This window comes from Uliginosibacterium paludis, assembly GCF_039631355.1.
GTDB classification, from domain to species: Bacteria; Pseudomonadota; Gammaproteobacteria; order Burkholderiales; family Rhodocyclaceae; genus Uliginosibacterium; species Uliginosibacterium paludis.
This window is the reverse complement of record NZ_JBDIVF010000007.1, coordinates 71,067-85,981: the sequence shown is the minus strand read 5'-3', so window position 1 is coordinate 85,981 and position 14,915 is coordinate 71,067. Positions and strand designations below refer to the sequence as shown.

Here is a 14,915-nt window from a genome sequence, read left to right as displayed (position 1 = left end):
GGACAGGAAAAATCGTGTCGCGGACTATGCATTTCCCGTGATGGCCACTCAACATGCTATCGCCATCACGAATGCCTCATGTTTTCTCGCAGCGGGCAAGCAGCAGCGAGGGTTGAAGCCCCAGTCCCGAGGCAAGCTTGGCGACGGTGGCAATGGAAGGCGTCGCCACGCCGCGCTCGATCTCGCCGACGTAGGACCGGTTGAGATTGGCGCGCTCGGCCAGCTCCTCCTGCGTCCAGCCGCGCGCTTCGCGCTGTTCGCGCACGACCCGTGCGAAGCGGTGTTCAAGCAGGCTCATGTATCAGACTCCGTCGCCTCGGCAGGCAACTCGTGACGCGAGCTGGCCTGGGTCACGTTGCTGCCGGGCGGGATGCTGTGCGTGAGCCAGACGTTGCCGCCGATCACCGAGCCACGGCCGATCGTGATCCGACCCAGCACCGAAGCTCCCGCGTAAATGACCACGTCATCCTCGACCACCGGATGACGCGGCAGGCCCTTGTGAAGAAGCCCTTCCGCGTCGCTGGTGAAGCGCTTGGCGCCCAGCGTGACCGCCTGATAGATCCGCACATTGCTGCCGATCACACAGGTTTCGCCGATCACGACCCCGGTGCCGTGATCGATGAAGAAACCCGGTCCGATGCGCGCCCCCGGATGAATGTCGATACCGGTTTCCGAATGGGCGAGCTCGGCAATGATGCGTGCGACCAGCGGCACGCCCAGGCCGTGCAGGCGATGCGCAATACGGTGATGGATCATTGCCACCATGCCCGGGTAGCAGAGCAGCACTTCGTCCACACTGCGCGCGGCGGGGTCTCCCTTGTAGGCTGCGGCCACATCGGTATCGAGCAGGCTGCGGATGCCGGCGAGAGCGAGCGCAAAGTCCCGGACCACGGTGGTGGCCTGCAGCTCGACGGACAACAGGCCGACGGGCGCATGGCGGCTGATGTAGCCCAGCTCCAGACGCACCTGTGCGAGCAGCCCGTTGAGTGCAGCATCCAGCGTGTGCCCGACGTAGAAATCCTCGCTTTCCTGGCGCAGGTCGGCAGGGCCGAGACGCATCGGGAACAAGGCGCCGCGCAAGGCCAGCAGGATGTCGCGCAGCGCGTCCCGTGAAGGCAGATCGCGGCCGCCGAACTCCTGCCTGCGCTGCTGCCCCTCGCGCCAGGCTTCCCGCACCGCCCTCAGGTCGGCTACGACGTGATGGAGATCCCAGGCCGGAATGGCACCTGATGACCGCCCCTCGATACCGGGATCAGGAATGCCGAGGTTCATGCCGGCGCCACCGCGAGGCCTTGCGCATCGAACACGCCCTCGAACAGCGCGGAGCTCAGGTAGCGCTCGCCCGAATCGGGCAGGATGACCACGATGGTCTTGCCGGCGTTACCCGGCTGCGCCGCCACACGCACGGCGGCCGCCACCGCCGCACCGCTCGAAATGCCAGACAGGATGCCCTCTTCGCGAGCCAGACGCCGTGCATAGTCGAGCGCCTCCTCGTTGCTGACCTGCTCGATGCCATCCACCAGCGAGAGATCCAGCACAGCCGGCACGAAGCCCGCACCGATGCCCTGGATCTTGTGCGGCCCCGGCTTGACCGGCTCGCCATTGCGAGTCTGGCTCAGCACCGGGCTCGCCGCGGGCTCCACGGCGATCGAGCGGATCGCTTTGCCCTTCGTGTGCTTGATGTAGCGCGACACGCCGGTAATCGTGCCGCCGGTACCGACGCCGGACACCAGAATATCGATGGCCCCTTCGGTGGCTTCCCAGATTTCGGGGCCGGTCGTGGTTTCATGAATGGCAGGATTGGCCGGATTCTTGAACTGATGCAGCAGCACATAGCGTTGCGGATCAGACGCCGCGATTTCCTCGGCTCGCGCCACGGCGCCACTCATGCCGCGCGCACCTTCGGTCAGCACCAGCTTTGCGCCAAACGCTGCCAGCAGCTTGCGCCGCTCGACGCTCATGGTCTCGGGCATGGTGAGCGTGATGGGAATGCCGCGTGCAGCCGCCACGAAGGCGAGCGCGATACCGGTATTGCCTGAAGTCGGCTCCACGATCTCCTTGCCCGGCCCGAGCAGTCCGCGCCGCTCCGCATCATCGATCAGCGCGGCACCGATGCGACACTTGACGGAATAAGCCGGATTGCGCCCTTCGATCTTGGCGAGAATCGTGGCTTTGCTCTGGCCCACGATCCGATTGAGTTTCACCAGTGGCGTGCCACCGATGGAAAGCGAATTGTTTTCGAACCACTTGCTCATCTCTTGTCACCCCACGCTGATTGAAAAAAGGAAAGACAGCCGGCCAACGGACTGGCCGGCACCGGCAGCACTCAGTCCTGCACCCAGGGCAGGCCGTGATGACGCCAGCCGTTATGACGACCCCGCTGCAACTGCTCGTCGAGGTCGCCTTCAAAGCCTTCAAAAACATTGAATACATTGTTGAAGCCCGCTTTTGCGGCGGCTTCGGCGGCAAGTGCGGAACGCTTGCCACTGCGGCACAGGAGCAGGATCACGGTGTGCTTGCCGAGCTTCGTTTCCAGCTCGCGCACAAAACGCGGATTGCGGGTCAGCGCGGTACCGGTCGCCCAGGCCACATGACGCGCTTCCGGCACCTGACCGACAAATTTCAGTTCTTCGGCACTGCGCACGTCGACCAGCACGGCCTCCCCCTGACTCACCAGCGCCCAGGCCTCCTGCGGCGTCACGCCCCCGGCATAGGGCAGCCCCTGGCGCCCGGCTTCCTCACGCGCCCGCTGCAGCACGGGCGGCAGCGGGGCCGGACCGGCATTCGTGCCCTCGGCACCGGTGCGTGCCTGAGCAGGCTGGGATGACGTTTGGATGGCGGCGGTGATGCTCATCATTTCTCCTTCATGTACGGAGGTGGCTGAGGGGACGCCAGACCGCTGCCCTGCCACCGTTGGAATCCAGCTTATTCGCCGTCTTGAGCCAGCAAAACGAAGAAAAAGACAGGGGCTTATGCAAATACCTGATAAGCACGCCGGCATATGCGTGTTCAGGGCAGATCCTTCAGGGGATTAACAAAGCAGAAATGCTTCGTTTGCATCATCCAGGTCGCGCAGCAGAATCCCGCCCATTCAGATCACGCTTCACGGGAGTCCGGTCATGCCCCTGTATCTCGTCGAATCCACCGCCAGTGCTCCGGTACGCCTTTCCTTGCGGCGCCGGATCCACGATGCGCGTCAGTACTCCACCCGGGTCGTCGAAGCCCTGCTCACGACCAGCAGTGACGATGTGTATGCCGTGGTGGAGGCCTCGACGCCTGCAGAGGTCGAGCTTTTCGCCGACCGGATCGGTCTTTCGGCACGGGGCGTACAGGCAGTCGAACTGGTCGGGCAAAGCATGGATGAGGTGCTGTACTCGCCGGCGTCCTCGCGCGTGAACTGCCTGGTGCGTGCGGTGGCCGGCAGCCATGCGCCACAGGATGATGAAAGCGGGGACCCGCTTCATTTCGAGCGCGCCTACCAGCCGGATAACGGCGGTGAAGCCATCTTTCTCTACGACACGCAGAACGCGGCCCGGGCGATCTTTGCTCAGGAACGGCTCGGCACCGACGTGCGCGGGCTCAGCCGGGTCGAAAAGGTGGCCTGAATGCACGACAGGCCGGGCAAGGCTTCCCGCCCTGCCCGGCCCGTTCCCGGCCATCCTGATCTGGGCTCAGTCCGTCGGCGTGCCTGAAGTGGCCAGCAAGCCGATCAGCGCGAGTCCCCATTGCGCCGCCGCGTTGGTCGAGAGCCCGGGGACCTCGTCGCCCGCATGCAGCACCTCGGGCAACCGGGTGCGCACCCGCTCGAAATCGTGCTCGACCAGCCCTGCCTTGCCCGCCTTGAACTGGGCCCAGGCGCGCGGATGCATTGCCGCATCCCCGAGCTTGAGCCCCGCGTAGCCGAGCAGCCTGGCATGGCCCTGCCCCAGATTGAGCGGCCCGAGCGCCTTGCCAAGCGCTTGCGTCTGCACCGCAGCCGGTGCGTTGTAGAGCACGCAGTAATCCAGCCAGGCCTTGCGGAAGGCGGCGTCCGGAATGCAGCGGATCAACTCGCTGCAGACTTCGGCCAGTCCGAATACCGCACTCAGATGCGACACCGCGATGCCGCCTTCGCGGTCGATCAGGAAGGCGCCGGTGCGCAAGTCCATGAAGCCGCCCCCGGTGAAGAAACCATGCGGCTGCGCGGCGATGGATGCCATGCTGGCCAGCAGACGATCCCGGTAGCGGGTCGATCCGGTGCGCTCCCACTCGGTCAGCCACGCCGCGGCCACCGCGCCCCAGTCGGTGCCGAAGGACACCGCCGCGAGATGCGCGGCATCCTCGCCGGCGGGCGCCTTCTGGCCCACCTTGCGGCCGGCGATCACCTGCTGCAGGCGCTGCACCGCGTCTGCCTGCTCATGCAGCAGATCACCCGTGCGCTCATCCGTGCTCAGGTAGTAATAGAAGCGCCGGTTGATCGCGGTGGAGACACGCAGCTGCTTCGCGCTGTCGCCCCAGTGACGCACGTTGTGGCGCGAGCCCAGCGGGCTGAAGGGGCCGGCATGATGCACGTCGACTTCACCGCAGTGCCGGCTCATCGCTTCGGCCATCAGGAACACGTCTTCGCGGCCGCTGTGCAGGAAGTAATGCCAGAGCCAGACCTCGGTGCTGAGTTCCGAGTTGTCCCAGGCGAAGCCGCCAACGTCGTAGCGCCACACATGCCGGTACGGGTCGTATGTGTGCATGACGTCGCCATAGTCCCAGAACCCGTACCAGCGCCTCGCCTCGACCTCGTTGCGATAGAAGTCGAAAAGCCCGCCAAGCCTCGCCTCCAGGTACGCCGCCCGTGGATCATTACCTGCCGGTGACCAGAGTTCGCTGAATGCTTCGCCCGCAAGGTAGCGTGCAGCGGTGCTGACCAGCCGCGGTGGCTGCTGGATGCGGCGGGCGATATTCACCAGCCCGGCAGCCTGCGGCATGGCGGCACCAAACTGCAGCTCCAGCTCGCTGCTTCGCGCCACGCCGTAAGGGCGCCCGAACTCCGGCTCGTAGTCTTCGTAGGTGATGTCCAGGCCACGCAACTGGCTGGCGTAGTCGGTCTGCCCCATGCCGTCGTGATGGAAACGCATGTCCATGCCGGGCGCGTCGGGCGCCCAGAGCCACAGCGTGATCTGCGCTTCATCGCTGGCCGCGGCGCGGATATCCAGCTGGCCGGGATGGCTCTGCCAGAAGTTGCGGATACCGAAAGTGACGCTGCCCTCCGGCGTGCCGAGGCAGGCACAGCCCGCAGCACGGCTGCCGGTTGCGGCCTGCAGCCATCCCGCAGGGCTCGCGCTGCGCTTGCGGATCGTGAAGGCGTCGGCGTGCGCCTGGAGCAGGCTGTAGTCACCGAAGTCGGGAATCAGGTCCAGCCCCTGCGCGATCCGCGGCGGTATCGCCGGCAGGCGCTCGCCTCGCCGCTGTGCGCCAGCCAGCGCTTCGCCGGCTTCGCGCCGCAAACCGGTGAGGCCTTTGACCGCCTCGGCGAACACGCCGCCTTCGTCACTGACGAAGCGCACATGCCGCTCCTGCGTCGGCCCGCTCAGCGGCACGCCGAAGCGCAGACCGATGCCACGGATCGTTTCGGTCCGCTCATCGAGGTCGTAGACGAAGCTGTGCACGATGCGCACCGCGTCGGAGTTGCGGTAGAAGTAGAGTCGCAGCACAAATGGCAGCACGGCGCGGCCGTCGTCGCGCTGATGCACGCCTTCGATCCGCACCAGCACACGCGCCGGCCCCGCCTGTTCCACCCGTGCTTCACGAATCAGCGAGCGGTAACGCTGGCGCAGGCTGCTGGTGGTTTCGGCGTCATCCGCGGCCTCGTCCACCAGCGCGACGAGCTCGGCGGCCCGGGCGGCTGACCGCCCCGGGCCGTCGATCTGCTCGAACAGCCGGGCGCCGCTGCGTGCAATCGTGCAGCGGAGCCGACCAGTGTTGATGACAATGTCCTTGCCGGATTCATCGACAAAGGCCTCGCCCGCCCTTCCCTTGCCGCTGCCTGCGAGCCCCGGATTTTCGGGCAAGGCCCGGTCATCGCCGGACGGTGCGAGCGCATGGCCGGTCCACTTCAGCGAGCCGTCAGGCCAGCGTGCCATGGGCCAGCTCTGCAGGGGAAAGCCCTCCGCCAGCGAGAAGCCGGCAGGGGCGATCTCGCGCAAGGCCCCGCGCGGCCAGGGAATGCCGAAGCTCGCGCCGCGAAAGCTCGCCGGGGCGCTGCCCGCAAGCCAGCGCAGAGGCGTGGCGGGCAGCGTCCGGTCTGTCGCAGCGGCGGCCGCAGACGCATTCAGTGCGCCTGCGGGCGTGACGAGCAGCGAGGCTGTCTTGAGAAAGTTTCGCCGGCTGATCGTCATGACTCAGTAGTCATACTTCAGCGTGGCACCCACCGTACGCGGATCGCCGACATAGCCCAGGACGGTTCCGCTGCCCGTCAGACGGGTGTAGTAGAGCTTGTTGAACGCGTTGGTGACCCACAGCGAAGCGTCCCAGTTGCCGTCAGTGGTCTTGAGCTTCGTGCCCACCGTAAAGGCTGCCAGACCGTAGCCGGGAATGCGCGTGTCGGCGGCATCGTCGACGGTGCCGTAGGTCCAGCTGCGCCAGGTGTAGCGTCCCGACACATAGGGCTCGTAGTTGCCTGCTTCCCAGCCGTATCGGGAAGCGAGTGCAAAGACGCGCTTGGGTGCATTGAAGACGCGCTTGCCGGTGAGGTCGCAATAGGTGGCGCTGATCTCGGCCGGGCAGATGGCCTTGTGATAGTCGGTGTAGCGGGCATCGTTGAGGATGGCGCTCAGGGTGACATCCAGCCCCTTGATCGGACGCGCGTTGATGGCGGCCTCGATGCCCTGGCTGCGGTAGTTGCCGGCGTTCATCAGGTAGCTGGTGGCGTTCTCGACGTCATAACCCTGCGTCTGGAACTGCGACACCGAGGTGCGGAAAACGTCAGCCAGGAAGTTGAGCTTCTCGGGCACCAGTACGCCCTGCACACCCAGCTCGATATTGCGGGTGGTTTCGGGCTTGAGCAGCAGGGTGTCATAACCTGCAGTCTTCGCTGCGCCGGCCGAAACATTGATGCCGCCTGCCTTCTGACCGTAGCCATAGGCGAGGTAGCTGCTCCAGTCCTCGTTGAAGCGGTACTTCAGACTGCTCGTGGCCGAAGGCAGTACCTTGTAGTCGCGGACATAGGTATCGATATTCACCCGGTTACGACGGATGAAGCTGCCCGTGCGCTCGTCATAGGTGTAGCGGCCACCGAGCTGGAAATCGAGGTCGGGCGTGAGGTGCACCGTGCCGCGTGCGTAGGCCGAACTCATCTCGTCATGCAGCATGCCGAAGCGCTGGATATCCAGCCCCTTGAAGGCGCTGCCGGCATAGGTCGTGACGATCGCCGTGTTGGCATAGCGGGTGTGGGCCTCGGTGTCCTGCTTCTGACGGAAGTAGCCGATGCCGGCGAGGTAATCGAACCACTTCCCGCGCGGCGACTCGAGCCGGAAGTCCTGCGCAATGGAGGTGTCGGCCACCTTGGTCCCGCTGTTGGAATAGATGCGCACGCTCAGCTCGTCGGCATAGGCCGTCGAGTAGTGATACTGCCGCCAGGAGCTGATGGAGCGCAGCACATAGCCATTGCTGAACTTCCAGCTCGCGTCCCCCGACACCCCGCCCTGCTCGGTGCTCGAGGTGGTCACGTCATCCTGCCAGGTCTCGCGGCCGCCGGTGGTGTAGACCGCGCCGATGTTGCGCGCCGTGGCGGGAAAGGACGAGGCGACTTTCTGGAACACGCGTGTCGGGCTGGCGAGTTCCTTGCTGTAGTCGCCCGAAAGCTTGAATTCGAACTGGCTGTCGGGCCTGAATAGCAACTGCCCGCGAGCACCGGTGCGCTCATAGCCGTTGATGCGATTGCCGTCGGAGAGGTTCTTCACCGAGCCTTCGCTTTCGGCGTGCACGGCGTTGAAGCGGTAGGCCAGCGTGTCGCTGACCGGGCCCGACAAGCCGGCAGACACCTTGGACGTGTTGCGCTCTGCATACGAGATGCTGGCCGAGCGCTCGGGTGTGAAGGACGGCTCTTTGGTATGGATGTCCACCGCTCCACCGGTGGCATTCATGCCGAACACCGTGCCGTTGGGGCCCTTGTAGACATCCACGTAATCGATGTCTGTCAGCGAGCGGATGATGCCGGGGCGCGGGAAGTAGACGTTGTCGACAAAGGTGGCCACGCTGCTGGGCATGCCGATGTTCTGGTCGCCGCTGCTCTGGCCGCCACCGTCACCCACGCCGCGGATGGAAAGCTGGGTGTCGTTCGAATCGGTACTCTGCACGAACAGACCGGGCACGACGAACTGCAGATCCTGGATATCCTCGATGTGTTGCGCCTCCAGCGTGCTGCCCTTCTGCCGCGACACGGCAGTGGGCGGGCGCTGGGGATGGGCTTCCTTGCGTCGCTCGCCACTGACCGTGACGGCCGCGAGTGCCGTCACGTTCGCATCCGCGCGACGGACCACGAAACCCTTTTCTCCCGGCGCGGCTTCCAGACCGGAGCCGGCCAGCACCCGGGCGAGCGCTTCGCTGGTGCTGGCCCGGCCATTGAATGCGTTGGCCTTCAGTCTTGCGACGAGCTTCGGGTCAAAGCTGACCGGCTCGCCACTGCGCGCTGCGATATCCTGCAGGGCCTCTTCGAGCGAGCCGCCTGCAATGCGGTAGTCGGTCACCCTGTTTTCCGCTGCAAGCGCCAGCGGGCTGGCGAGGATGATGCCGGCGGCCAGCAGTGCGGCGCTGAGCGGACCGGGCCGGAGATGGGGGCGTTGCTTCACGTGTTGCTCCTTGTCGAGTTTTTTCAGGGACGAACGCTGCCCTGCCGGACAGGCATTCGAAGATTGCGATGGTTGAAGATCAGAGACGGATGACGCTGAAGTCGCTGATCAGGAAGTGACTGGTCGTGGTACGAAAGGCGAACCAGCCCTTGCGGTAAGGGGCCGGGTCACGCCAGGAAAACACCGGCACATCGTTGGCCAGCACGACCAGACCGGCACGATCGGCGGCCGGGGCGAGCGAGCGGATCCGCACCTGGATCGGCCGGCCGTCCTCGAGCCGTGCAAAGGCAGGCAAGGGGCCCGCATCGTCGGCCGGCGTGACTTCCGGCGGGTCGGCATAGCCGGTGATCTGGGGCCGCGCGCTGGTGCCGTCATAACGGCGCAGACGGGTTGTCCGGTTGCCATTCGCGCCCAGCCCGACGTAATACAGATTCAAGGGGTTGTAGGCGTTCAGGCTGCCGTCTGCCTTGATGACGGAAGGATCCTCACCTGAAGCAGTGCTCGCATTCCAGAAGAAGTTGAGGTCCGAAACCCGGTCAGGGAAACCGGGAAAGCTCGCCTTCACCGGCGTCGCCTTGAAGCGGATTTCGTAGTCGCCCTCGAAGGGCTCGCGGAACCAGATCGTGACCCCTGCCGTGGCATGCACCTCCAGCACGCCGTCATGCGCCTCGACGCGCGTGTCAGCCGCCTGGGACTCCACGCGCCAACTCCCCAGACCGTGCCTGAAGTCATCGGTGGCCAAGACCTTCCCGGCCTGCGCCTGCACGGCAAGCGGCATCAGGCAGAGGGCCAGTTTCAGCACGCTGTGCCCGCGCCAAGCCAGCCGGCTTCGTAACCCCGCCACGCTCATCATCACCATTCCCCGTTTCTGTCGTGTTCTTGATATTCGATTCATCAGGCCTGAAACCTGTCTCACTCGGGCGCGGTGAGCAGGGAAAGCTTCGAGAAGCCGGCATGCTCCAGCGCGCCCAGCAATTTCGCTACGGGCTCATAAGCGGCTTTCACATCCGCCTGGATCTGGATACTCAGCCCGTCGCCCTGCGCGTTCCGGGCAAGGGAGAGCTCACTGACCACCGCGTCCAGATCCGGCACCTGGTGCTCGCCCACATGAAAACCACCGACCGCATCGATACTGACCGTAACCGGCTTCTGCGGCTGTGGCGAACTCGCCGCCTGCGTTGCGGGCAGATTGACGCTGATGCTCTGGGTGAGCGCAGGAATCGTGACGATGAAAGCCACCAGCAGGACCAGCATCACGTCGACCAGAGGGGTGACGTTGATGTCGCTTACGACATCGTCATCCGCATTCGAAAAAGCCATCAGGCCACCTCCTTCCGCGAAGTGATCACGGTGGCGGCAACATGCGTCGGCGCCAGCAGGAAGGCGTTGAGCTGTGCGAGCTTGAGGAACTCGGCTGCCAGATCCTCGAAACCCGCCACGCTGAGTTTCACCCGACGCTGGAAGGTGTTGTACGCAATCACCGCCGGAATCGCGACGGCAATCCCGATACCGGTGGCAACCAGCGCCTCGCCGATCGGGCCCGCGACCACATCAAGACTTGCCGAGCCCTTCGCGGCAATGCCGGTGAGCGCACGCATGATGCCCCACACGGTGCCGAAGAGCCCTACGAAAGGAGCAATGTTGCCGGTCGTCGCGAGGATGCCGAGACCGCTTTCGAGTTGCTTGCGCTCACGCTGGATCTGTTGCTGCAGGGCGCGCTGAACGAGATCCTGGCGATCCCAGATCTGTTCGTTGCGGTGAAGATGTTCGGTCGCTGCGCGCAGCACCGATTGCCCGGCCTGAACGATGCGGCCCAGCGCACCGCCCTGCCCGGCCTGCCCCTGCAGGAAGGCCAGACTCGGATTACCCGAGAAAGCCTGCAGAAGCGCGCGGCTGCGTCGTGCTTCGCTCACGAAGCGCAGCAGCTTGTAGACGATGACGCCCCAGCTCAGGACGGACAGCAGGACCAGGCTCCAGAGCGTGCCATCCACAATGGCGGTGGTCGGAATATTGTTCATGATGCGTGACTCACTTTCCCAGTTTGAATACGACAGGCACACTCGCCCATCCATCGACAGCCTGTCCGGCGCGCGTGGCCGGAACGAACATCCAGCGCCGGACCGCACGCAGTGCGGCCTCGTCAAGCGCTCGCGATCCGCTCGACTGATCGAGCTCCACCGAGGCCGGACGGCCGCTGGCCAGCACAAACACCTTCAGCCTCACGACACCCTCCAGCCCACGCTCGAGTGCGGACTCCGGATACACCGGAGGCGGATTGTTGAGATAGCCCAGCTGCCCTGTCGCGGCAGTTTCCGGCAGAGGCGCCTCATGCGGAGCCGCCACCGGTGCAGCGGGTTCGGCGGACGACGCGCTGGCTGCACTGGATGCGAGTGCCGGCTCGGCCGGGCGAGCCTCCGGCGCCGGCGCCTGGGCCACGGTCGGGCGGGTCACATGGGGCTGGACAAGCTTGGGCTGCACCGTGCGGGGCTGGGGCGGCCGGGGTTCGGGGGCCGCCTGTGCAAGTGGCAGCGGACGCGCCAGCGTCACTTCCACCGGAAGCGGATGCGGCGGGTCGATCTCGTCGGCCGAAGCGGGATGCACAAGGCGCCAGAGCAGACCATGAACAAGAAGCACGCCCAGAATCAGTACCGCCAGCACGGCACGCGCTCCTGGCTCAGGCTCGATGGCGCGAACCAGCCCGGATTCGAGGGCTGCAGGCAGCGCGCGCGCGGTTGCCACCCTGAGTGGCCTGCGGGAAGAAAACCAGCGCGCGGGGTACTCGCTTGTCATGATGCGTACGCTCTGACGACGACGCGCAAACCCGCCTCATGAATTCCGGACCACATCCTCTTCCCTTTACGCTGATTCTGGCGCCAGACCGGATGGCGGCGCGGGTGATCAGAGTGCCAATCAGGGAATACCAGGGGAACGAAGTTTTTCTTCGATCGAAATTCAGCGCGCGCTGCTTAAGAACGCCCCGCATATCAGGTATCGCTGAATATGCATATTTCATTCATGACCACCAGACACCCGCAGCGTCACCACCCTCTGAGCACCGAGATGTTCGGTTCGTGACGGTCCTGTCCTGTTGCTCCGTATTTGCTGAGTCAGATCAGGCGCTCATGTGATTTCATGAAGACGTACAAAGACCGAAAGGAAGAGTTGATTCGTGACGGAGCACCAAGGCCACACAGTCAGCAGCTGCGGCAGGAAACCCAAGCCTTGGAAGGGTCGCCCTGAAGCGCTCGCCCTATTCAGGCGACACTTGGTGTCGTGAGCAGCGACGCATGCCCGCCAGACCGAATCATCCTCCGCACGGGTCGCGCAATGCAGACACAGGTTTCTCACATAGCCATACTGAATGCACAGCAAGGGCAAGTGCTGCGCACCGCAGCGAGTCGGCCAAAGCGGCCAGTCAAACGGGTTGCTATTGAGGTCCGCTTTTGCTCTGTTAAGAGACATTGCCGGCAGAACCGGCCTTCGACTGTCATACGCTCTTCGCTTCTTTGATCAACCAGTCACGAAAGGCCAGCAGCTTTGGCTTGGACGCGCACTCGGTTCGATACACAACGTAATAGGCTAGAGGCGAAGGAAATTTGATCTCGGGGAATAGTCGGATCAGCCGACCACTGTTCAGATCATCGTGTGCCATGACGCTACGGGCCAGCGCCACGCCGTGCCCCTCGGCGGCGGCTTGGAGAACTGCAGCGGAGTTGTTGATCTTCATCCCTCGCTTCACCGAGACATCCTTTACTGATGCGCGCAGTAGCCAAGCTTCCCACGAAGGAAAGCTGGGATGGCTGTCCATCGAGAGGTCGTGGATCAGCGTTTCATGCGCGAGATCAGCGGGCTCATTCAATACGTGCGTACGCAGCCATTCCGGCGAGCACACCGGATAGACCTCTTCTTCCATCAGTTTGTCGGTTGAAAGCCCTGGCCATTGGCCCAGACCGTATCGCACACCGATGTCGATTCGCTGGGCGACGAAGTCCACTGCCTTGAGGCTGGTATCGAGGCGTACATCGGTATCCGGCCAGGCGGTCTGGAACCTGTCGATGCGCGGAAGCAGCCATTTGGCAGCGAAGGCGGGACTGACCGTCACGGTCAGGATGCCGCTCGCCGAGCCTTCCCTGAGTCGTTCCAGCCCCAGTGCCAGTCGGTCTAGGCCCGCCCGGATGTCCGGCAGGGCCTGCTCAGCAATGTCCGTGGTGACAAGCCGCGCTTTGCCGCTGGTATTGCGCAGAAACAGGGGCGTGCCTAGCCAGTCCTCCAGCGTGCGTACGAGTTGTCCAACCGCTGCCGGGGTGACGTGGAGCTCCGCCGCCGCCACAGAAAAGCTCTGGTGTCGGGCGCTGGCTTCAAAGGCGCGCAAGGCATTCAGGTGGACAGGTGACTTCATGGCGGTAAAGTTTTTCTTTCAATTAAGGACACTTTATCTCGTTTGTCGACGGCGTGGCAGAAGAGAAAAATCAGTTCCAAGCCGAACAGATTGAGCGGCGACTCCGGGACGGGACGGTACGTGTCCGATACCGCCTGGCATGAACAGTTTTCTGACAGAAAGAGAGATTTCGTATGAGCAATCAATTCAAGGGCAAGAAGCTGCTGGTCGTCGGTGGTACCAGCGGCATGGGCATGGAAACGGCCCGCATGGTCCTCACCGAGGGCGGCAGCGCGGTCATCGTCGGCCACCGTGCAGACAAGGCCGAAGCGGCACGTCAGGCGCTGGCGCCGCTGGGGCAGGTTCAAGTTCTGACCGCGGATCTCGGCACCGATGAAGGTGTGGCAGCCCTGCTCAAGACAATCGACGAGCAGCATGCGGACATCGATCTTCTGGTGAATGCGGCGGGAGTCTTCTTCCCCAAGCCCTTTCTTGAGCATGAGGGTGCCGATTACGAGCAGTACATGAAGCTCAATAAGGCGTTCTTTTTCATTACCCAGAAGGTTGCGGCGAATCTTGTGACAGCGGGACGCCCGGGATCGATCGTCAACATCGGCTCGATGTGGGCCAAGCAGGCGATCGTGGCCACGCCATCCTCAGCCTATTCCATGGCCAAGGCCGGCCTGCATGCGCTGACCCAGCATCTGGCGATGGAGCTCGCGCCGAAGCAGATCCGTGTGAATGCCGTTTCTCCGGCCGTGGTGGCAACTCCGATTTACGAGGGCTTCATCCCGAAGGACGAAGTGCATACCGCACTGCAGGGCTTCAACGGTTTCCATCCAATCGGTCGGGTTGGCACCCCGCAGGACGTTGCCGAAGTCGTCACCTTCCTGCTGTCGGACAAGGCAGGCTGGGTGACGGGGGCAAACTGGGACGTGGACGGCGGAGTCATGGCCGGGCGCAACTAATCATTTCACAAAAGGAGAAGCAACATGGTCTATCTGCAGATCACGCTCAGGATCGCTCCCGTCAACCGGGCCGCCGCCGCCGTGTATGAGAAGTACAAGGCCATATTCCTGAGCAGCATCACGGGCGCGAAGACAAAGGAACTGCTGGTGCGGGATGAAGATGTTCAGGTTATGCACGGCTTCGACAGCGTTGAGAACGCCAGCGCCTACCTGCAGAGTGCGCTCTTCACCACCGATGTAGTGGTAGCGCTCCAGCCGCTGCTGGGTGCTGCACCTGACGTACGTATCTATCAGGCGGCCTGATCACCTCTGGCCGGGCAGCAAGCTTGCGCCCGGCCACACCCCGAAATGGAGAGTAAACAATGATGCAAGACTGGAACACCTATCGAGAGACACTGATCAGCCGCGTCGGCGACTTCGCCAAGCTGAGTCCGGACGTACTGCGTGGGCTGCATGCGATCGAGAGCAGTGCGACCAAGACCGGACGACTCGAACCGAAGATTCATGAACTGATCGCGCTGGCTGTGGCAGTAACGACCCGCTGCGATGGCTGTATCGCAGTCCATGCCAAGAAGGCCGTGGAGTTGGGGGCTTCGAATGAAGAAATCGCCGAAGCCCTTGGTACCGCTATTGCACTCAATGCCGGTGCTGCCCTGACCTATACAGCGCGCGTCTTCGACACGATCGACGCGCTGCCCAAGTAGTCGCCGCGTGTGAGGAGCCTCTGGCTCCTCACTTCGCCCCAAGTGA

The 14,915-nt window shown here is 63.9% G+C and carries 15 protein-coding genes; 4 read left to right on the top strand and 11 right to left on the bottom strand.

The genetic code is table 11. The annotated features are described in order from the left end of the window. Window positions 1-76: 76 nt before the first annotated feature. From ABDB87_RS15695 to ABDB87_RS15680, 4 genes are all read right to left on the bottom strand, one after another. The gene (locus ABDB87_RS15695; RefSeq protein WP_345928771.1) at window positions 77-298 is read right to left on the bottom strand and encodes a helix-turn-helix domain-containing protein; all 222 of its coding nucleotides are present in this window, start codon (window positions 296-298) and stop codon (window positions 77-79) included. Then, a complete protein-coding gene (epsC, locus tag ABDB87_RS15690; protein WP_345928769.1) occupies window positions 295-1,272 on the bottom strand; it encodes a serine O-acetyltransferase EpsC in 978 nt (325 codons plus the stop codon). Before epsC ends, ABDB87_RS15695 begins: the two co-directional genes overlap by 4 nt. Further along, window positions 1,269-2,255, bottom strand: a complete 987-nt coding sequence (cysK, locus tag ABDB87_RS15685; RefSeq protein WP_345928767.1) for a cysteine synthase A — start codon at window positions 2,253-2,255, stop codon at window positions 1,269-1,271. Before cysK ends, epsC begins: the two co-directional genes overlap by 4 nt. Before the next feature lie 71 nt (window positions 2,256-2,326). After that, complete coding sequence (locus ABDB87_RS15680) at window positions 2,327-2,857, bottom strand: rhodanese-like domain-containing protein (protein WP_345928765.1); 531 nt, start codon at window positions 2,855-2,857, stop codon at window positions 2,327-2,329. Window positions 2,858-3,119: 262 nt separating this feature from the next. Between ABDB87_RS15680 and ABDB87_RS15675 the strand changes: the two genes are divergently transcribed. Further along, the gene (locus ABDB87_RS15675) at window positions 3,120-3,605 is read left to right on the top strand and encodes a hypothetical protein (protein ID WP_345928763.1); all 486 of its coding nucleotides are present in this window, start codon (window positions 3,120-3,122) and stop codon (window positions 3,603-3,605) included. Between the two features lie 66 nt (window positions 3,606-3,671). Here ABDB87_RS15675 and ABDB87_RS15670 read toward each other — a convergent pair whose 3' ends face one another. The 7 genes from ABDB87_RS15670 to gcvA form a co-directional block, all read right to left on the bottom strand. Continuing rightward, window positions 3,672-6,368, bottom strand: coding sequence for an exo-rhamnogalacturonan lyase family protein (locus ABDB87_RS15670; RefSeq protein WP_345928761.1), 2,697 nt, complete (start codon window positions 6,366-6,368; stop codon window positions 3,672-3,674). A 3-nt stretch (window positions 6,369-6,371) separates the two neighbouring features. Further along, the gene (locus ABDB87_RS15665) at window positions 6,372-8,819 is read right to left on the bottom strand and encodes a TonB-dependent receptor (RefSeq protein ID WP_345928759.1); all 2,448 of its coding nucleotides are present in this window, start codon (window positions 8,817-8,819) and stop codon (window positions 6,372-6,374) included. 79 nt (window positions 8,820-8,898) lie between these two features. Then, complete coding sequence (locus tag ABDB87_RS15660; RefSeq protein ID WP_345928757.1) at window positions 8,899-9,678, bottom strand: DUF6250 domain-containing protein; 780 nt, start codon at window positions 9,676-9,678, stop codon at window positions 8,899-8,901. 53 nt (window positions 9,679-9,731) lie between these two features. Further along, on the bottom strand, window positions 9,732-10,139 hold the full coding sequence (locus ABDB87_RS15655) for an ExbD/TolR family protein (protein ID WP_345928754.1): 408 nt from the start codon (window positions 10,137-10,139) through the stop codon (window positions 9,732-9,734). Then, window positions 10,139-10,837 carry a MotA/TolQ/ExbB proton channel family protein gene (locus ABDB87_RS15650; protein WP_345928752.1) on the bottom strand — a complete coding sequence of 233 codons (699 nt, stop codon included), beginning with the start codon at window positions 10,835-10,837 and terminating at the stop codon, window positions 10,139-10,141. Before ABDB87_RS15650 ends, ABDB87_RS15655 begins: the two co-directional genes overlap by 1 nt. 10 nt (window positions 10,838-10,847) lie before the next feature. Further along, window positions 10,848-11,609 carry an energy transducer TonB gene (locus ABDB87_RS15645; RefSeq protein WP_345928750.1) on the bottom strand — a complete coding sequence of 254 codons (762 nt, stop codon included), beginning with the start codon at window positions 11,607-11,609 and terminating at the stop codon, window positions 10,848-10,850. Window positions 11,610-12,306: 697 nt separating this feature from the next. Further along, window positions 12,307-13,218, bottom strand: coding sequence for a transcriptional regulator GcvA (gene gcvA / locus ABDB87_RS15640; RefSeq protein WP_345928748.1), 912 nt, complete (start codon window positions 13,216-13,218; stop codon window positions 12,307-12,309). 173 nt (window positions 13,219-13,391) lie between these two features. On the opposite strand from gcvA, the gene ABDB87_RS15635 reads away from it, so the two are divergent. Genes ABDB87_RS15635 through ABDB87_RS15625 form a run of 3 tightly spaced genes read left to right on the top strand, consistent with a single transcriptional unit; the run spans window position 13,392 to window position 14,869 of the window. Next, window positions 13,392-14,165: an SDR family NAD(P)-dependent oxidoreductase gene (locus ABDB87_RS15635; protein ID WP_345928746.1), complete on the top strand. Its 774-nt coding sequence runs from the start codon at window positions 13,392-13,394 to the stop codon at window positions 14,163-14,165. A 24-nt stretch (window positions 14,166-14,189) separates the two neighbouring features. Further along, on the top strand, window positions 14,190-14,468 hold the full coding sequence (locus tag ABDB87_RS15630) for a hypothetical protein (protein ID WP_345928744.1): 279 nt from the start codon (window positions 14,190-14,192) through the stop codon (window positions 14,466-14,468). Between the two features lie 59 nt (window positions 14,469-14,527). Then, window positions 14,528-14,869, top strand: coding sequence for a carboxymuconolactone decarboxylase family protein (locus ABDB87_RS15625; protein ID WP_345928742.1), 342 nt, complete (start codon window positions 14,528-14,530; stop codon window positions 14,867-14,869). Window positions 14,870-14,915: the final 46 nt, after the last annotated feature.